Below are 17,443 nucleotides of genomic sequence, written 5' to 3' on the forward strand. Positions count from 1 at the left end.
CCGGCAATGTATTATGCGCTGTTGTCGATCTCTCATGAGCTGATACGAACGAAATGCTTACATGCTGTAATCGGCAGGGTGTCTATTACCTCAATTCTGCATTGGAAAATACGATGATAGATGATAATGAAGAACTTTACAGGGGATTTCCATTAGCAGAACGGCTGATCCATTTTGAAGCTGTAAAAGATCACTTCAAAAGTACGACTGCAATCATCGGGTCAGGAATGAATCCTGGAGTTGTTCAATGGATGGCACTTGAGTTGATGAAATCCACCCGTCTCGGGGAAAAACTTCTTGGCTGTTATATCGTGGAAGAGGACACTTCATTTTATACCGGACAAGCTGAGGTGAAGAAAGATGTTATCTATACGTCTTGGTCCCCTGAATGCTTTCTTGATGAAGCGATCATGAGCTATCCTATGTTCATGAAAGACAAGACTCCCCTTTACTTATACCACCAGCCTTATGAGCTCGGCTTCAATATAACATTAGGTGAAAAACAATTTGAAGGCTGCTTGATGCCTCATGAAGAAGTGTATTCTTTAGGTAAACACTTCAATATCGAAACAGGATTCATTTATAAAGTGAATGATCATACGACAACCTTGATCAAGAATAATCTTTCAGACGTTGATCGAATTTGGGATTTTGAAATGGAAGTACTTGATCACTCCAAATCACCACTTGATGGAGAAAATCTGGTCGGAGTCCTTTTGGTATATGAGACAAAAGAAGTTTATATGTATAATGTGATGGACAACGTGAAGATTTATGATCAATTTCGGACTAACGCTACTTATTTTCAAGTTGCGTGTGGTATTTATTCAGGTACTTGCACTTTATTGTTAGACCATCTTGATAAGGGGATCTATTTTGTTGACGAGTTGCTGCTTCAAACAAATTCTCATTATGGAAACTATTTAAAACATTATATGAAGGACTTTGTAATTGGAGAAAATCAACTTTCAGAAGGACTTCTTCTGGACCGGAAAAAGAGTCGATGGTAAGAATTCAACAGGGCGTAGTCAAAATCACATCCAAAATCTATCAATCTAGCATATATTAAAATGCTGACCAAGGAGGCTGAAAGGGGTCAAAATGTAAATCAGGCAGAACAGATCGCTAAAAAAGGTGGAAGGAACAAATTGAAGAAATATGATGTTGAAAATTGAAGAAACTAACTTATTCGGGAGAGTCGTTGAACCCTCCCGTTTTTTCGTCATCATTATTCATGTTCATTTTCAATTTGACTGATCATTTCTGAGGTGTCTTCATGTTTCGTATTGAGTCTTTCATCACCTGGATTTTTCTGTTCATCATATACTTTTTGCGCTTCAATTGTCCTCTTCGCATAAGGTACTGCTTCCAAGCGCTCAATGGAGATCTCCTCACCGGTGTCGATACATACACCGTAAGTGCCTTCTTCAATCCGTTGTAAGGCTTCATCGATTTCATTTATCAATTGTTCATCATTTTGGTTCAGTGCCATTTCTCTTGCATGTTCGTACTCTGCAGTACCAGCATTACCCATATGGTTATCATTACCCTTCAATTGTTCAGAATCAACGTTTTCTTCTCTATTTTGATTTCGTCGAAAAACTTCCTCTTTCATTCCTTGCAATTGTGATTTGAAGACTTGTATTTGTTTATCAGTTAAAGCCATGATTCCTCCTCCTTTTTTGAACCTTTCCCATTCACAATTGAAGGTAAACACCCTTCCAGTTACTTCCTTTTAATGAGGGTTATTTAGATGCAGGATAGTTGATGCCTAGCTCAGAGTCACTTGGATCACTTCAATCTTCCTGCAACGGTCTCATTGATTGACTTTTTATGAGTTAAGAGAAATTAAAGAAAAATTGGCAAAGACAAGCCTTTGACGCAGACCGGGCCTCAGTTCCTAGAAAAAGCAACTGCTTTTCCTTCTTGCAGTGTATTGCTTCCCAAGCCAGCAGCTTGTGCTATTATATTTAAGAAAGTATTTTAAACGTTCTTTAAATGCAAAATAAAAAGACGCTTAGTGAGCGCCTTTTATTGAAATAAGTTGTAAATCAGTCATCTTCTGTTAATGCAATCGACAATTTAGAGGTCATTTCCACATCCTCAAAATCGATGCCCAATTGCACTGCTGTTTGTGCGATTTCAGGGCGTATTCCCGATAATGTGGTAGAAACACCCAACAACCGTAAAGAATAAATCAATTGGAATATTTCGTGAGCGACCATCGTATCCACCATGAAAACACCTGATAAATCAATGTACAACCGTTCAATATTCCGTTCTTCACATTGCTTCAAGGTACTTTCAAGAATAGTCTTAGCCCTATGCGTATCGATGTCACCGACGATCGGGAGCAGACCTACATTATGTGATAAATCAATTACAGGAGAACTAAGCTCATTGATCATCGCTTTTTGAGCTATCAATTGATCATTCAGATAGTTGTTCTTTTCTTCTGTAAATCGCACCATCGCAATATCAAATTCTTTTATGATCGACTCTTTCCATAAATCAATTTGTTCATTCGTATATTTACCTGGTGAAGCTTTTACAAATTCGTTGATCAGGTTCAAATACTGTTTCCGGACACGTATGAATTCCCTCATGACAAAATGAGTCGGTGTTTCAATATGTTCCTTATCCCTCGCAGTAGCAATCACCCATTCCTCGAAATCCTTGAAGAATTCTGATTCTTCTTTTATAAAAATTCCAATCAGATTCAGATGAAACTCATAATTTTGCTGTTTCAACTTTTGAATGACTTCAGGATCTGTAGATGAATAAACACCTGTCGGGTCGCTTTTACTCAGTGAGTTATACCAATCATCTGTAAGTTGTGGTGCTTTATTGAGAAGAAAATCATGTAATTCCTTATTTCTCTGCACGTTATAATGACCTCCGCAATTCATTTAAATGGGCGTTATTTTAACTTCTCTCCCTAGTTTAAATTATTAGAACCTTGAGGACAAATTTAAACCAGTAAACCTTTAGCAGAATTAGCAAATGGTCATATGTGATTCGGAAAATATTTCAGTGAAATTCTTGCTACTTCACTCTCACTTTTTCATTCTTTTCAATTTGAATGACCTTTCCATCCTGAATAACCAAAGTGACAGACCCGAATTTCATATTTTTAAGCATTTCATTCAATTTTGGTGTTATAGATTCCAATTCATTTGCCACACTCATTCTCCTCTCTTTTGTAAGCAACAAAGTTTTGCGGAAACAGCCATAAATAATGTAAAAAAGCCCCTCAGAATGAGAGACCTGATTTAAAGTACATCGAATGTGTATGTACCTTATCTCTCAAAATGGGTATCCATTTTGCTGGAATTAGCACCTTGCAATAGCAGGTTGCCGGGCTTCTCAGGGCCAGTCCCTCAGCCACTCGTGATAAGTGGATCAACTTATTTTTTTGAATTTTACAGCATGATAAAAGTGACTGTCAATCATAAATTGAAATTTAGCCATAAATCCCTATAGGTATAGTATGAATTAATCACTTGCCATACTATGAGTTATGTAACGCTGAAAAAGTCATTCCGTGAGATCAAACAACTCACAACAGCGATGATCCATGCTCCTTAAACTGGTGGATAGCGATGTATCTATGCATATTGTGCATCCACTATACAACCCTTATGATTGTTGAAAATAACTCAAACAACGAAAGCCCTGCCTCTCTTCCGTCCTTACGACTCCTCGGTCGTGCCAGTGTGAATCAGTTACCGTACTTACTCTTAACTCCCTTCTACACGAATTGTTTCCGTTTCTGAAATAATAGATAAATTGGAGATTTAAAAGTGGGGTTGAAAATGTGGATTAAACGTTTTTACAGTGCGCACTTTGGCAAGGAGCACATGAGACCCTTTACAAGCTGATCATAAAGGAAGCTTAAATCCATTTTTCTATGAAAGGTCAATTGCCAATTGAGGACCAAATAAAGTCGAGACTTAGTTACACTTGTATTGAAGAAAGCATTTCATACTTCCTTTAAATGTAAAAAGGGCGACGTACTAACGTACGTCACCCATTAAGACTCAAGTATTTATACTTAGACTTTTTGTACGTTAGAAGCTTGTGGTCCACGGTTACCTTCGACGATTTCGAAAGAAACGTTTTGACCTTCTTCTAGTGTTTTGAATCCTTCACCTTCGATTGCAGAAAAGTGAACGAATACATCGTTACCTTCTGAAATTTCGATGAAACCAAAACCTTTTTCTGCGTTAAACCATTTTACTGTACCAGTATTCATATACTGTACCTCCTGAACATCTTACAAAATTCACCAAAAGTTTACCGTTATATTTATCATTCTGACTGTATAAAAAAACCGTACCCGCATGACTGTGTGACAATTAAATTCGTCTACACAATTGCAGCTACGACTTCAATCTATCCACCATTTATATAACTAACTTTGTCGGCGTTATTCATATCATAATCCATATATAACATAATGTCAATACAACGCTCGAAAATATGTTCGATTTATAAACAGATCAATTACTCATTTCAAACCAATAAAATGAATATAGTGAATAAATCAGGATTCGGAGGTGAAGGTATGATCGACATGTATCCTTCTGACCGGGGAAATGTCAAAGGTGAAACGAATGTTTTGGTGGTTGAAGGTGATGGAGAAATGATTGTCGATGCAGACGAGATTTCACTTATAATCGGTGTCGTCACAGAAGACCTGGATGTTGTAAGTGCATCCGAAGACAATGCTAGAAGATCGAATCAAGTCCTGACTGCTTTGATGAATGCCGGCATTCCCTCAACTCAAATAGAGACAATCGTATATAATGTCCAACCTGTCTATGATTTTCAAAACGGACAGTCTGTCTTCAGAGGATTTCGAGTAGAACATTTATATAAGGTGAAACTTAACGATGTAAAACTTGCAGGAATTGTATATGATACTGCTATCAAGAATGGAGCGAATATCACGAGAGATCTTTCATTTGAAGTCACAAATCCTTCCCGCTATTATCTCAATGGGTTGGCAAAAGCCTATGAAGATGCCGTACGGAAAGCCATGGCACTTGCTCATATGATGAGGGTCCAGTTGAGTCCAGTACCATTGAAAATCGTCGAAATCGCAGCGAGAGATGTTGCCCCTTTTTACAAAACCCAGATGGTTCAAGCCTTAGCCGCACCTCCTATCCAGCCCCAAAAAGTGTTGATACGCGCAAAGTTGAAAATTTGGTTTTGTTATTTCTAACAATCTTATTGTCCATACGACAGACCTATACTAAAATAGAGATACGTTGACTATAGTCCGCTGTCATTTTATGGGGTTATTGGGGGATTTTTATATGAAACTTGAACAAGCTGTTGGACTCGTGATCCGTAAACACCGGACAGTCGAGAAAATATCTCAGTTCAAACTTGCTGAACTGACTGGCTATGATCGTTCTTTTATCAGTTTACTTGAAAGAGGACGTCGCATGCCGACACTCAAGACCATGTTTGTATTAGCTGAACATTTGAATATCCCTGCATCCCAATTGGTAGAAGAAATTCATCAGCTTGTCAAAAGTGATATCATGGAATATTGATTTATTACTTTCAAAATGAATCGTTACGCGGTTCTTTTGATCTGATGCTTTTCCAACTCTTTATCAAGACTTCCTGTCAAGGTGTAACCGAACATCTTGAAATCAGCCCTTAAAGACCAGAACGGATGCTCGAATGTGGCTGGTTTGTTCCCTTCTATGAAGAAATGACTGATCCAAGCAAATGAATATGCAATGACAGGAGCAGCTAACAGATACCAGAAATTCATGAATAGAAGTGATACACAAATACATACAAAGACAAAACTGGTACCTACAAAATGCCAGGCTCTAGTAGCAGGTTTCGAATGCTGTTGAAGATAAGACGGCCAAAACTCCTCGAAACTTACAAATTCTTTTTTCAAATTGATCCTCTCCTATTATTTGCTCTCCATCAGGGAGACCCGATAAGGATGCAATGTCGCTTCCATCAAGACATAGTCCTGCTACAATCAGCCCTCCATTTTCCAATAACTCTTTTAAATATGTAAAATGCTCGTTAAAGGATTTCCTCTTCTACCTTTGTAACCGTTTTGATCGGGTATTAATTTGTATAAGAACTCTTCCAATTTGTAGCCTCCCTTCTCCCTCCCTATTATATGAAGTTCTTTTTTGGATTGAAAAATTCCTTTATTATCAGTACGGTACATGAAATTTTACTTTTGTTGCTCTTGCATTTAAAGAAAGTATAAGGGCAGCTAAGGCTCGACCTACAAAAGGCTTGGTCTCGCCAAGTTTTCTTTAAAAGTTGTTGATTTCTGCTCCAGGATGCTCGCTTCCCACTGGCGGTAAGTCCACTCGTCGCCTTGAGACATTGAATGGTCTCACTGAGGAAAGGCGTGAATTCGAATCATCAAATATAACAGATTCAATATAAAAGAGGGGGCCTTTACATCACAATTGATGTGTCGGACTCCCCTCTAATTATTATCACTACCTGAATCATTCACTTTTTCTTCCGTTCTTCTCAAGTTCGGCTCTTCATTCTCCCATTTATTAAGCTCTTTGGCAGAATGCCTTCGGATGAAAATCGTCGCTACGATCGCTCCAGTCATAAAGATAATCAACATGATAACGGATGGTATGTATTCAGTTTTATCTTCTGGAAAATACAAGAATTCCATCATAAGCAAAACATCCCTTCCTTCTCAATCCTATTATAACAGATGCTCACTTTATCTTGGAATCCTGGCGTTTACAATTAAGTGAACAAAAAGAGGGACTGACTTGAAAAACGTCAGACCCTTTTTGGTTAGCTCCATCTTATAGTTGATCTTCTATGGATTCGAGAATGTATTCAATGGATTTAGTCATAGACGTAAACCGTTTGCGTTTTGTATCCTTATGAAACGCTTGAACCGCCGAAATCGTCATGTTTTCATAGGTGTCATTGATCTGGATCGGATAGACATACTTCGGCTTTTCTTCAATCGCCCATTTCACGGCCAGAGGCTTCCATTCATCGGCAAGTTGCTGTACTTCATCGACGAATGGTTTGACTTCACCATAAAAGTCCACCTCATATCCTTCCCTCATTGTATTTTCATCAAATTGTCTGTATGCCCTGGCATTTAGTGAGCGCAGCTTTTGCGTCAACTCCATCAACTGCTGATTGTCCGTACTCATTGCTTCACCTCTTCTGAACTTATCCTATCAAAGGAAGGTCAGAAATGCCATTTTAAAAAACCTTAAAAGAGACTTACAAGCCAGTTTCGTTTCTTGGGTTTAACTGGGCTGTACTCCGTCCTTATCTCATTTGTAGCCGTCACCTGCAACAGTAATTGTTCTTCGAGATCGAGCATTTTTTCCTCGAGTTCTGTCAATTTCGTGGCCATCTGATCCATATCTTTTCTATGCTGCATGACCTGATATGATAAGACTTCATCAGCTTTTTGTGAAACTTTCGATTCCAAAACGTTCAATTGATCTTGGAGCTGTTTAAAATAAACATCAAGTTCTTTTAGTCCGTCCCCGCTTTTTACTGCCTTTGTTTCACTGGAACTTCTGTTCTGCAGTTTGATGTCACTCATTTGCAACCCCTGTTTCAATTGTTTCTGGATTTCTTCCAATTGTTCGATGTCTTTTGAACGGAACAAGTAGTGACCGTGATCATTCTTAGGACATGGAATGTCGAAGTACTTTACCCATCGTTGAATGGTAGTCGGATTGACATTGAGTTTCCTGGATACAGTTTTCGTTTTCACCAAGCTTTCCATTTTTACGGACCTCCCGGGAATAATGGTACCTGTACTATTCGTCGGGCAATTCTCCTTCCCCTCCACTCTTGACAAAACTAGTTTCCTTTCGGCAAAGAAAATGGATTTTCCTCTTAACATCAAGAATTCGACAGCAGTTGATGCGCTGTATAGTTGACATTCCTTGAACCATACTAATCCTAGGAGGTGACTTGGGTGAGTAAACGAAAAGAAACAACAAAAGAGGAAAAAGTCGCAGGACAGTCGAACAAAAGAACAGGTTATGGTGATAAAAAACTAGAAGGCCCGAACCGTCCATCAACATAAAACTGAAAGTCGAAGTGTCAGCTATCGTTTTAACCCATTTTTTCGGATGGATAGAGGCTGACACTTTCTACTTGTTCAGCTTTGTTTTAAAGATTGATTTCCATCTTGCCAAAACATGAAGCTCAATTCGTTTATGTTCATACCAATCATTCAATTTGACCTGTCCGGGCAATTCAGCTTTTTTAAAGTGCTTTTCTACGTTTCGTGTATTTTTTGACCAATCCTTGTATTCTATACGTTGATGTTCGATGATCGGATAAAGCAAGCGAAGTGGTAGATGATGCCCTTTTCTCGATTTTTGGAACAAATAGCGTTCAAAGTCTGCTCTGCTTCCAGTGTGCTCTGTCATTCGCGCAAATTGAATAAATCGTTCATATAACCCTGGCTTCGTTAAAATTTCCAGAAGCCCTTTTCCAAGTTTTATCCGGTTTGATACTTTGTGGAATCCATGTACGGATATTCCAAAAAGATCACCTTCAAGCGTTGGAAATAACACGGTACTGAAGTGCAAATGATCTTGAAGCCAGTAAGGGAAGGTTGAAAACACTTTCCTTTTGTACTCTTCCTGATCCAATACGGGTTCTTGGATCACATGCTGCTCATTAATGATCAATGCGGTATCTAGTCTTTTCCGATTTCGAGTTTGCCAAAACCGCTCCCATTCCTCGGCCATGAAGCTTGACACCCCAAATTCCTTCAACAAGTGAAATAAAGGCGATCCTACTTGTTTCGATTTCTCATACAATAGTAGCTGTGGATACGCGTCTGCAAAGATCAACCAATTGGCTCTTTCATAGGTATAGAAAATCCAACGGCGGCTACTGCAGGGCATAAGCATCCGGTATTCTGTCAATTGAAGATCATCCATATTCCATCCAGCGTTCCGTGAAACCATACTAGCAAGAAATGGCCAAAAATATTCTTTATTACGAATATGATAATTTTGGTAAGCCTTGGTCCTGGATATATTATCTGCATTCATCTTTGCAGTTTTCTGCTTGATCTCTTCAATGAGTAGAAATTCAGACACTTTTGATGTAAACGCTTCCTTATTAAATAGAAGTTCCATACAACCACCCGATCTACAAACGTTTGTTCTCAATATGCCATAATTACACTCGACAATCTCCAATAATATGGTATATTCTTAATGATGCCCTGCACCTGATGATGTTATTTTTGAAACTAAATCGAGTTTCATTCGTCTAGGATGTTGATGACTCTTCAGGGATCAAAAAGGAAGGTGAACCGGATTGAACTTTCGCTATCCGAATCGTAAAAGTGGACCCGTACAGCAACGAACACAAACCTTCAATAAGGTTGATGTGAATAGATCGTATGCTAATCGCGGAATGACATTCGAAGAGGATATCAACCATACGAATGACTACTACCTGAAAATCGGCAAGGCGGTAATCCACAAAAAACCGACCCCCGTCCAGATCGTTTCAGTAGATTACCCAAAACGGAGCGCTGCAGTTATCAAAGAAGCCTATTTCAAGCAACCTTCTACAACTGATTACAATGGGGTCTATCGAGGAAGATATATTGATTTCGAAGCGAAAGAAACACGCAATAAAACATCATTTCCATTAACGAATTTCCATCAACATCAAATCGATCATATGAAACTAGTCATTGAACAGGATGGAATCTGTTTCATTCTGGTAAGGTTCAAAAATCCCCAAGAAGATTTTTTGTTGGAAGTTCAGCACTTATTTAATTTTTGGAATCAACAAGACACGGGAGGCAGAAAATCCATTCCAAAAACCTATTTTGAAGAAAAGGCTCATTTGATTCAATTAGGTTACAACCCGCGTATTGATTATTTGAGAATTATTGATGAATTGTTTTTTTCTAAGCCGTAAGGGGTAAGAAACATTAGGTTCGATTCGAATGATTATTACGTCAGGTTACGTTTAGAAAGGTAGGAACAATGATGAGTGACAATAGATATAACTCACGACAACAACGACGCCAGGGCGCGTCTACAGAGAAAAAGAAACCATCCAATACTAAGAAGAAAAGTATGATGAAAAAGATCACTGCTCTTCTTCTTATATTCGGTCTAATAGGTGTGACAGCAGGTGCTATCGCCGTATTTGCGGTCATTAGCCAATCGCCTGAGCTTGACCCCAAAGCTCTCGATACACCAGCATCATCCAAACTTTTCGATAAAGATGGTAACGAATTCGGTATGATGAACAACCATGAAAAGCGTATTAAAGCTCCTATTGATGATATCCCTCAAGTCTTAAAGGATGCCGTCATCGCCACAGAGGATGTCCGTTTCTATGATCATTTCGGTATCGATGTACGCCGAATCGGGGGTGCGGCAATCGCTAACATAACAGGAGGTTTCGGCTCTCAGGGGGGAAGTACGATCACCCAACAGGTCATTAAGAACGCATTACTGACAAGAGATAAAAACTTGACAAGAAAGATTAAAGAAGCATACCTAGCAGTTAAGCTTGAACAACGTTATTCCAAAGACCAAATTTTTGAAATGTATTTAAATAAAATTTTTTATGGTCAAGAAGCATATGGTGTAGCAACAGCTGCTAAAGTTTATTTCGATAAAGACATAAAAGATTTAGAACTTCATGAAGCAGCATTGTTAGCTGGTTTACCTAAAGCACCATCTTATTATAATCCTTTAAAAAACCCTGAAGCTGCAGAGAAGCGTCGTAACGTAGTACTTTCACAGATGGCAAAATACGGCTTCATAACAGAAAAGCAAAAGAATGAAGCTGCTTCGATTCCGGTCACAGATTACGTAAAAGAAAATGAATCTGAAGAAAAACAGAAATCGTATGCAACCTTCAAGGCGCAAGTGATTAAAGAAGCTGCCAAAATGGCTGGATTCGAGGATCCAGGAGAAGTTTACACGGCTGGTCTTGAAATTCATACCACCCTTGATCCTAATGCACAGAACGCCGTTGAAGAAGCTCTTTACAGTGACAAGATCATCAAGGACGAAAATATCCAGGGTGGTATTGTCCTCACTGATACGAAAACCGGTGCGGTGAGAGCAATCGGAAGCGGCCGGAAAAACACGGCAAGTTCCTTCTATGCAACACAGATGGATTCACGTCAACCAGGTTCATCAATCAAGCCGATACTTGATTACGGTCCTGCGATTGAACATCTGAAATGGCCGACTTATAAAAAGTTGAGTGATGAAAAACTTGTTGTAAATGGACACGAATTTCACAACTGGGACAGGAAGCATCATGGTGATGTGACAATGCGCAGAGCATTGTATGATTCTTATAACCTTCCAGCGATTCGTACATGGCAGGAAGTCGGTCCTGATAAAGCGAAAGATTTCGCCTCTAAACTCGGAATAGAAGTCGACGATAAACATTACAGCCCAGCTTATGCAATCGGTGGATTCAATAAGAGTCCTTCACCAATGGAAATGGCTGCTGCATATGCTGCTTTCGGAAACAAAGGGGTTTATAATAAGCCGTTCACTGTTACGAAAATCAAATTCCCTGACGGCCGTGTCATCGAGCATAAAGCCGAACCGAAAGCCGCAATGGAAGAGTATACAGCCTACATGGTGACAGACATGTTGAAAGACGTCATCACGAAAGGAACTGCAAAAGGCTATGTAAACCTGGATTTCCCTGTTGCCGGTAAAACAGGTACGACAAACTATCCTGCAGAATATGGAGAAGAATTCAAAGGTAAAACAAGAGACGCATGGTTCGCAGGTTATTCTTCAAACCTATCTGCAGCAGTCTGGACCGGTTACAACCACAGTAAAGATGATGATGGAAATCCGCAATATTTGACGAAAGAAACGGACGATTATTCTAAACTGCTTTTCAATGACATCATGGCAAAAGCAAGTGCCGATCTAGATAATACGGATTGGAAACGTCCAGACTCTGTCATCGAGGTGCCTATTGAAAAAGGTACTGAAAAGCGAGCAAGTGAATTCACTCCGAAGGATGAAATCATCAAGGAACTTGCTGTCAAAGGTACCGACCTTCCGGATGTCTCAGAAGAGTATAATAAGCTTGAAGTACCGCAAGGTTTGAAAGCTGATTATGATGAGAAGAAAAAAGAAGCGAAATTAAAGTGGAAATATCCTAAGAAGTTCATGGAAAAAGGGATCACATTCAAGATTCTTTATTCGATTGATGATGGCGGATTCCAGGAGCTCACGACTCAAAAAGAAATGGAGCTGGTCGTTCAGAACATGTCTCCAGGTGCGAATTATACTTTTGCAGTCGTAGCGGTCGATGAGGAAAACAAAAAAGAAAGTGAACCTGCAACTGTACAAGTAACAACGCAAGAAGAAAAGAAAGAAGACGACTCCGGCTTCCCTCCTTTCGGTGATGATGGTGAGGGAGATGGAAATGGTAACGGTAACGGTGGAGGACCTGATCAAGGAGAAGGCCCACCACCTCCACCAGAGGATGAAGATGGAAACGGTGGAGATGGAAATGGTAATCCTGATGAGGGTGGCGGAAATCCGAATGAAGACGGCGGCGATTCTGGCTTGCCATTCGGCATAGGTGGATTCGTCCCTCCATCTCATTATAATGAACAAGCTTCATAATAGATTTTAAAAACCCTGAGCGGAATATTCCGCTCAGGGTTTTATCATCTCTTGATATTGAACCGATCTTTGATCAGTGTCCAAAGAGGTGTGTATGGGAAAGCAAGATTCCAGAATGACATGCCTGCTATATCCAGCTTTTTGATCAAATCAAATTTGGCTGACATACTTCTCAAGTCCTCAAACCAAACGATATGTTCCTTACCGTTTTCATCATAATAGGTGTAGTAAGGAGCCTGGTCTTCCTCATCATACTGAATCTCAGTTTTTCTTGTATATGCTAATCGTGTCGCCTGAGGTACACTTAAAGCTTTTGCGAAAGGGCCTCCCTCCACATACGGTAACGTCCAGTCATACCCATATAAGTTGATACCCATTACCAGTTTTTCTTTTGGAATTTCCGTCAATGCATATCTCAGGACCTTTTCCACCTCTGGAAGTGGACTTACGGGTAGCGGCGGTCCTCCGCTCCATCCCCACTCATATGTCATGATGATGACATAATCAACGATTTCTCCATGTGCTTTAAAATCGTGCCCTTCATAAAGGACCCCTTTTTGATCAGCACTTATCTTCGGTGCGAGAGCAGTAGATACAACATAACCTTGAGGCCGCATTTTTGCTACAAGCTTGCGCAAGAATTCGTTATAGGGTTCTTTATTCTGACTTCCTAAAAACTCGAAGTCGATGTTGACACCCTGGAAACCTTTATTTTTCATCACTGTTTCAATATTGGTGATCAGTGTATTCTGGATCTGGTCATTCTTAAGAACGGCTGTTGCTAATTCAGTATCGAACTCTACTCCCTCTTTAATATTCGTCACGGTCATGATCGGTTTCACATTGTTCGCCTTTGCTACTTCAATCAATGCATCATCGTTATCCAAAGGCCTGATGTTGCCTTGTTCATCAATGTGGTAACTGAATACGGACAACCAGCTTAATGCATTACCTGCAGTCTTTGCATTCTCCACCGATTTTTCATATGGTTCGGCATATGCGTTCACCAGTGTGGTCGTTTTCGGCCTCTGAGGCACACGGAGCACTTGACCTGGATATAAAATATTTCCCTGAATTTGTGGATTCGCATTCTTAAGCAGTTCACTCGAGACACCCGTTTTATTCGCTATACTGAAAAAAGAATCTCCCGGCTGTACAGTATACCTATTTTGCGTTGGAATCAGCAGTGTCTGACCGATTGCAAGCTGATCCGGAGCTTCCAAACCATTCAGATCGACAATTTGCTGCCAAGGTATACCATACTGTTGAGAGATTCCCCAAAGGGATTGTCCTCTTCTTACAACATGGATTTGCATGGATATAGTCCCTCCTGCCCGACATAATCATGCTATTATCCTATGTTGTCAATTGTTGTCCATATGCTGTTTTTTTCGTTCTTCCATCATCCACTTCTTCTCCATCTCATCATAGAGCTGACACAATTGGATGAAAGACTGGTAATGATCAGGGTTTCCCATAAGGAAGGAAAGCCGTTCATAAAGATTTGAAGGTTGTATTTTCATTAAAGATAATTCTTCCTTCAAATGAGTCAAACGTTTCACTTTCTTCTTATTGGTCCAATAGATCAAAGTAATGAACCACCCGATTCCAGCAATCATTTTTGGACGTGCTGCCTGTCGGTTACGCTGGGAAAACAGATTAGAAATTTCGTCTTTTCCTTCTCTCCAACATCCAAACAAATAGGTACACAATGTTGAACGATCGATCGTTTCATCAAGTATATCCATTATAAAAGGGACTTGTACCAATTCTTCCGTATTCACCCTCTCATCATAAGTGACCCTGTCATCGAATAGTGGATGTTCGAATTCCTCCGGAAGCTGAATTGTCCTCTTAGACATTCTCTTTCACTTTCTTCATCCTTTTTTGTCCTTCACGACATAAGTGAAGAAGCGGGCACGTCGTACACTGGGGATTTTGTGACTTACAGTGATACCGCCCGAAAAAAATAAGACGATGATGCGTCTCTGACCACTTTTCATTAGGAATCTTACGCATCAATGTTTTCTCGACTTCCAGCACACTATCTTTCCATTTACAGATTCCGAGTCGTTTGGATACCCGCTCTACATGTGTATCAACTGCAATTGCAGGTTCACCGAATGCCACAGAAACAATGACATTTGCTGTCTTCCGTCCCACACCAGGCAGCTTCACCAGTTCATCCCGATTTTGCGGAACCACACCGCCATGTTCATGAATAAGGATTTCCGAAAGTTTTCGTATGTTCTTAGCTTTGTTTCGGAACAGTCCGATTGAACGGATATCTTCTTGTAATTCTTCCAATGGAACAGCTAAGTAGTCTTCCGGACTTTTATATTTGTCGAATAAACCTGGTGTCACTTTATTGACAAGTGCATCTGTACATTGGGCGGACAATAGAACAGCAATCGTCAGTTCAAAAGGGTTGGTATGGTGCAATTCACAATGGGCATCAGGGAACATATTTCCTATTTCATCTAATACTTCATGGATTTGTTTCTTTGTCAACATGGATGATCGCGTCCTTTATTACGATTGTTCGAGCCAGTTATAGTACGGAAAATCAGTTTTTCCGTTTGATGTGCTCTGTTGTGAGCTTGATTTCTTATAGCGCTGTTGTCGAAACTTTTCACCGTATTGCTTTGCTTCCTCGACGGTACGTATTCCGTTCTTCTTCCACTCGAATAAAATTCGATCGATGTACCGAAAGTTAAGTTTTCCAGATAGTACAGCTTCCTTCAAAGCAGCAATGATGATCGAAGAATCGTGTTGATCCTGATCAAGCCACATCGATAGGGTTTCACATTCGATCGGTGATAAAGGTCTGCCGAACTCTTTTTCCATGATTGTGTAGATCTGCTGCTCTTGTTCCTGATGTTTATCACGATCATGATCAATCTGATCCTCTTCTAAGACTCTGATCAGCTTCTCCCATAGTGGCTCGAGTGTATATGTTTCAGAATAAATTTTTTGTACAGAGTCTTCTTGTTCTTCTATTTTCAACATCCCTTTTTGAATGCAAGTCCGTAAAATTTGCATACATTTATGAGGAGTAATCGTCATTCTTGCTGATAATTGTTCTGGTGTAGGAAAATGGTTTCCTCCTTCAAGGAACGAATGCATATGTATCAGAACCATCAATTCTTCTTCATCAAGTCCAAGTCGGCAATAATTCACCAAAAGGACATTGGGTATGGATATCGTCCCCATCCCGATCCAACTAAAAAAGCTCTCTTTTCTCATCATACCCACCTCCTTTTCATTATAACAAATCAACCCGAATCGATGATTGTTTTCCTCAAAATCAGTTTTTATTTATAAAAGATCCAAGAAAAACAGTTCTCATGCTCAGGAAGCATGAGAACCGTCCCCAAAAAAGAAAGCACTTGGTGTAATCGAGTCTTACATGCAAGCATGACGATCTCTACACTAGTGCTTTTCAAAATAAAGCGCTTATTCGATGATTTTATTAAGGATATAAACGATTGAGCAGACGCGGGAACGGAATGGACTCACGGATATGTTCGATGCCCGACAACCAGGCAACTGTACGCTCTAGACCAAGTCCAAAACCAGAATGAGGTACACTGCCATACTTCCGTAATTCTAAATACCATTTATATGCATCATCTGACAAGTCATGTTCTTCATAACGTTTACTCATCAGCTCGAGGTCATCAATTCTCTGGCTCCCACCGATGATTTCACCATAACCTTCAGGTGCGATCAAGTCTGCACATAATACAATATCATCGCGTTCAGGATGCGGCTTCATATAAAATGCTTTGATGTCCTTTGGATAATTCGTAATGAACACTGGTTGATCAAAGCTTTCTGCAATCGCCGTTTCATGAGGGGCTCCAAAATCTTCTCCCCACTCGATATCATCAAAGCCTTTTTCTTTAAGTAGTTCGATTGCATCATCATACGAGATTCGGGGGAAAGGAGCTTTGATTTTTTCAAGGTTCTCAATATTACGTCCTAAGGTTTCGAGCTCTATCCGACAATTTTCAAGTACAGATTTTGCTAAGAAAGCGACGTATTGTTCCTGGATTTGAAGGCTCTCTTCATGTTCCACGAATGCCATTTCCGGCTCGATCATCCAAAATTCGATTAGATGGCGGCGTGTCTTTGATTTTTCAGCCCGGAAAGTCGGGCCGAAAGAGAAAACACGACCAAAAGCCATTGCTGCAGCTTCCATGTAAAGCTGTCCACTTTGTGAAAGATAAGCATCCTCATCAAAGTATTTCGTATGGAATAACGTTGTTGTCCCTTCTGCAGAGCTTCCAGTCAAAATGGGAGGATCGATTTTCACGAAGCCTTCCTTATTGAAAAACTCATATGTAGCGCGAATAATTTCGTTTCTGATACGCATGATCGAATGTTGCTTTCTTGAACGTAACCATAAATGACGGTTGTCCATCAAGAATTCGGTACCGTGTTCTTTCGGTGTGATCGGATAGTCGACAGATTCATTGATCACTTCCACTCCAGAAACGACAAGCTCAACACCTGTTGGAGAACGGTCATCTTTTTGGACGGTTCCTGTCACATACAGGCTGGACTCTTGAGTGATTGATTTTGCTGTCGTCCATACATCTTCCTCGACTTCTTTTTTTACGACGACACCTTGGACAAATCCAGTGCCATCACGCAATTGTAAAAATGCAATTTTTCCACTTGAACGTTTATTGGCGAGCCAAGCACCGATTGTCACTCTTTCACCAATATGATCACGTAATAACTGAATTGTGGTTTTCACAATATTCCCTCCACCCATGTTA

At 40.0% G+C, this 17,443-nt stretch carries 20 protein-coding genes and 1 riboswitch; of the genes, 6 read left to right on the forward strand and 14 right to left on the reverse strand.

Features of this window, described 5'->3' with window-relative positions; all coding sequences use genetic code 11:
• Positions 1-113: 113 nt before the first annotated feature.
• Positions 114-1,010 (forward strand): hypothetical protein, encoded by an 897-nt coding sequence (locus N8M93_RS00730; RefSeq protein ID WP_261129056.1) that lies wholly within the window; start codon positions 114-116, stop codon positions 1,008-1,010.
• Between the two features lie 218 nt (positions 1,011-1,228).
• Here the strand turns inward: N8M93_RS00730 and N8M93_RS00735 are convergent, their stop codons facing one another.
• The 4 genes from N8M93_RS00735 to N8M93_RS00750 all read right to left on the reverse strand — a co-directional run bounded on the left by N8M93_RS00735 (position 1,229) and on the right by N8M93_RS00750 (position 4,255).
• Entirely contained in the window at positions 1,229-1,666 is a 438-nt protein-coding gene (locus tag N8M93_RS00735) for a TraR/DksA C4-type zinc finger protein (protein ID WP_261129057.1), read from the reverse strand.
• A gap of 385 nt (positions 1,667-2,051) precedes the next feature.
• A complete protein-coding gene (locus tag N8M93_RS00740) occupies positions 2,052-2,885 on the reverse strand; it encodes an STAS domain-containing protein (RefSeq protein ID WP_261129058.1) in 834 nt (277 codons plus the stop codon).
• A 160-nt stretch (positions 2,886-3,045) separates the two neighbouring features.
• On the reverse strand, positions 3,046-3,189 hold the full coding sequence (locus N8M93_RS00745) for a YezD family protein (protein WP_261129059.1): 144 nt from the start codon (positions 3,187-3,189) through the stop codon (positions 3,046-3,048).
• Between the two features lie 107 nt (positions 3,190-3,296).
• Positions 3,297-3,400, reverse strand: a riboswitch (SAM riboswitch).
• Positions 3,401-4,054: 654 nt separating this feature from the next.
• Positions 4,055-4,255 (reverse strand): cold-shock protein, encoded by a 201-nt coding sequence (locus N8M93_RS00750; RefSeq protein ID WP_261129060.1) that lies wholly within the window; start codon positions 4,253-4,255, stop codon positions 4,055-4,057.
• A gap of 312 nt (positions 4,256-4,567) precedes the next feature.
• Here N8M93_RS00750 and N8M93_RS00755 point away from each other — a divergent pair, with 312 nt between their 5' ends.
• Both N8M93_RS00755 and N8M93_RS00760 read left to right on the forward strand, forming a co-directional pair.
• Positions 4,568-5,227, forward strand: coding sequence for an SIMPL domain-containing protein (locus tag N8M93_RS00755; protein WP_261129064.1), 660 nt, complete (start codon positions 4,568-4,570; stop codon positions 5,225-5,227).
• Positions 5,228-5,321: 94 nt separating this feature from the next.
• A complete protein-coding gene (locus N8M93_RS00760; RefSeq protein WP_221565135.1) occupies positions 5,322-5,564 on the forward strand; it encodes a helix-turn-helix domain-containing protein in 243 nt (80 codons plus the stop codon).
• Positions 5,565-5,587: 23 nt separating this feature from the next.
• On the opposite strand, the gene N8M93_RS00765 is transcribed toward N8M93_RS00760, so the two are convergent.
• The 4 genes from N8M93_RS00765 to N8M93_RS00780 form a co-directional block, all read right to left on the reverse strand.
• On the reverse strand, positions 5,588-5,926 hold the full coding sequence (locus tag N8M93_RS00765; protein ID WP_261129066.1) for a DUF962 domain-containing protein: 339 nt from the start codon (positions 5,924-5,926) through the stop codon (positions 5,588-5,590).
• A 555-nt stretch (positions 5,927-6,481) separates the two neighbouring features.
• A complete protein-coding gene (locus N8M93_RS00770; protein ID WP_261129067.1) occupies positions 6,482-6,688 on the reverse strand; it encodes a hypothetical protein in 207 nt (68 codons plus the stop codon).
• A 136-nt stretch (positions 6,689-6,824) separates the two neighbouring features.
• Positions 6,825-7,187, reverse strand: coding sequence for a YppE family protein (locus tag N8M93_RS00775; RefSeq protein ID WP_261129068.1), 363 nt, complete (start codon positions 7,185-7,187; stop codon positions 6,825-6,827).
• A 62-nt stretch (positions 7,188-7,249) separates the two neighbouring features.
• Positions 7,250-7,777 carry a MerR family transcriptional regulator gene (locus N8M93_RS00780; RefSeq protein ID WP_261129069.1) on the reverse strand — a complete coding sequence of 176 codons (528 nt, stop codon included), beginning with the start codon at positions 7,775-7,777 and terminating at the stop codon, positions 7,250-7,252.
• 195 nt (positions 7,778-7,972) lie between these two features.
• Between N8M93_RS00780 and N8M93_RS00785 the strand changes: the two genes are divergently transcribed.
• Positions 7,973-8,083 carry a spore protein gene (locus N8M93_RS00785; RefSeq protein ID WP_261129070.1) on the forward strand — a complete coding sequence of 37 codons (111 nt, stop codon included), beginning with the start codon at positions 7,973-7,975 and terminating at the stop codon, positions 8,081-8,083.
• Between the two features lie 67 nt (positions 8,084-8,150).
• Here the strand turns inward: N8M93_RS00785 and N8M93_RS00790 are convergent, their stop codons facing one another.
• On the reverse strand, positions 8,151-9,152 hold the full coding sequence (locus tag N8M93_RS00790) for a DUF2515 domain-containing protein (protein ID WP_261129071.1): 1,002 nt from the start codon (positions 9,150-9,152) through the stop codon (positions 8,151-8,153).
• A 184-nt stretch (positions 9,153-9,336) separates the two neighbouring features.
• Between N8M93_RS00790 and recU the strand changes: the two genes are divergently transcribed.
• Positions 9,337-9,951 carry a Holliday junction resolvase RecU gene (gene recU, locus N8M93_RS00795; protein WP_261129076.1) on the forward strand — a complete coding sequence of 205 codons (615 nt, stop codon included), beginning with the start codon at positions 9,337-9,339 and terminating at the stop codon, positions 9,949-9,951.
• 71 nt (positions 9,952-10,022) lie between these two features.
• Entirely contained in the window at positions 10,023-12,656 is a 2,634-nt protein-coding gene (locus N8M93_RS00800; protein WP_261129077.1) for a transglycosylase domain-containing protein, read from the forward strand.
• Between the two features lie 44 nt (positions 12,657-12,700).
• Here N8M93_RS00800 and N8M93_RS00805 read toward each other — a convergent pair whose 3' ends face one another.
• From N8M93_RS00805 to asnS, 5 genes are all read right to left on the reverse strand, one after another.
• Positions 12,701-13,972, reverse strand: a complete 1,272-nt coding sequence (locus N8M93_RS00805; RefSeq protein WP_261129079.1) for a glycosyl hydrolase family 18 protein — start codon at positions 13,970-13,972, stop codon at positions 12,701-12,703.
• Positions 13,973-14,020: 48 nt separating this feature from the next.
• Entirely contained in the window at positions 14,021-14,518 is a 498-nt protein-coding gene (locus N8M93_RS00810; protein ID WP_261129081.1) for a YpoC family protein, read from the reverse strand.
• Positions 14,511-15,170 (reverse strand): endonuclease III, encoded by a 660-nt coding sequence (gene nth, locus N8M93_RS00815; RefSeq protein WP_261129083.1) that lies wholly within the window; start codon positions 15,168-15,170, stop codon positions 14,511-14,513. Before nth ends, N8M93_RS00810 begins: the two co-directional genes overlap by 8 nt.
• An 18-nt stretch (positions 15,171-15,188) precedes the next feature.
• Positions 15,189-15,902, reverse strand: coding sequence for a DnaD domain-containing protein (locus N8M93_RS00820; protein ID WP_261129663.1), 714 nt, complete (start codon positions 15,900-15,902; stop codon positions 15,189-15,191).
• A gap of 226 nt (positions 15,903-16,128) precedes the next feature.
• Positions 16,129-17,421 carry an asparagine--tRNA ligase gene (asnS, locus tag N8M93_RS00825; RefSeq protein WP_261129084.1) on the reverse strand — a complete coding sequence of 431 codons (1,293 nt, stop codon included), beginning with the start codon at positions 17,419-17,421 and terminating at the stop codon, positions 16,129-16,131.
• Positions 17,422-17,443 lie beyond the last annotated feature (22 nt).

This window comes from Bacillus sp. Marseille-Q3570, from assembly GCF_946151055.1.
Taxonomy (GTDB): domain Bacteria; phylum Bacillota; class Bacilli; order Bacillales; family Fictibacillaceae; genus Pseudalkalibacillus.

What these genes read in the sequence shown, in the direction of transcription:
- N8M93_RS00730 (WP_261129056.1), top strand. Translation starts at nt 114, where the DNA reads ATGATAGATGATAATGAAGAACTTTACAGGGGATTTCCATTAGCAGAA.
- N8M93_RS00735 (WP_261129057.1), bottom strand. Translation starts at nt 1,666, where the DNA reads ATGGCTTTAACTGATAAACAAATACAAGTCTTCAAATCACAATTGCAA.
- N8M93_RS00745 (WP_261129059.1), bottom strand. Translation starts at nt 3,189, where the DNA reads ATGAGTGTGGCAAATGAATTGGAATCTATAACACCAAAATTGAATGAA.
- N8M93_RS00750 (WP_261129060.1), bottom strand. Translation starts at nt 4,255, where the DNA reads ATGAATACTGGTACAGTAAAATGGTTTAACGCAGAAAAAGGTTTTGGT.
- N8M93_RS00755 (WP_261129064.1), top strand. Translation starts at nt 4,568, where the DNA reads ATGATCGACATGTATCCTTCTGACCGGGGAAATGTCAAAGGTGAAACG.
- N8M93_RS00760 (WP_221565135.1), top strand. Translation starts at nt 5,322, where the DNA reads ATGAAACTTGAACAAGCTGTTGGACTCGTGATCCGTAAACACCGGACA.
- N8M93_RS00770 (WP_261129067.1), bottom strand. Translation starts at nt 6,688, where the DNA reads ATGATGGAATTCTTGTATTTTCCAGAAGATAAAACTGAATACATACCA.
- N8M93_RS00775 (WP_261129068.1), bottom strand. Translation starts at nt 7,187, where the DNA reads ATGAGTACGGACAATCAGCAGTTGATGGAGTTGACGCAAAAGCTGCGC.
- N8M93_RS00780 (WP_261129069.1), bottom strand. Translation starts at nt 7,777, where the DNA reads ATGGAAAGCTTGGTGAAAACGAAAACTGTATCCAGGAAACTCAATGTC.
- N8M93_RS00790 (WP_261129071.1), bottom strand. Translation starts at nt 9,152, where the DNA reads ATGGAACTTCTATTTAATAAGGAAGCGTTTACATCAAAAGTGTCTGAA.
- N8M93_RS00800 (WP_261129077.1), top strand. Translation starts at nt 10,023, where the DNA reads ATGAGTGACAATAGATATAACTCACGACAACAACGACGCCAGGGCGCG.
- N8M93_RS00805 (WP_261129079.1), bottom strand. Translation starts at nt 13,972, where the DNA reads ATGCAAATCCATGTTGTAAGAAGAGGACAATCCCTTTGGGGAATCTCT.
- N8M93_RS00810 (WP_261129081.1), bottom strand. Translation starts at nt 14,518, where the DNA reads ATGTCTAAGAGGACAATTCAGCTTCCGGAGGAATTCGAACATCCACTA.
- nth (WP_261129083.1), bottom strand. Translation starts at nt 15,170, where the DNA reads ATGTTGACAAAGAAACAAATCCATGAAGTATTAGATGAAATAGGAAAT.
- N8M93_RS00820 (WP_261129663.1), bottom strand. Translation starts at nt 15,902, where the DNA reads ATGAGAAAAGAGAGCTTTTTTAGTTGGATCGGGATGGGGACGATATCC.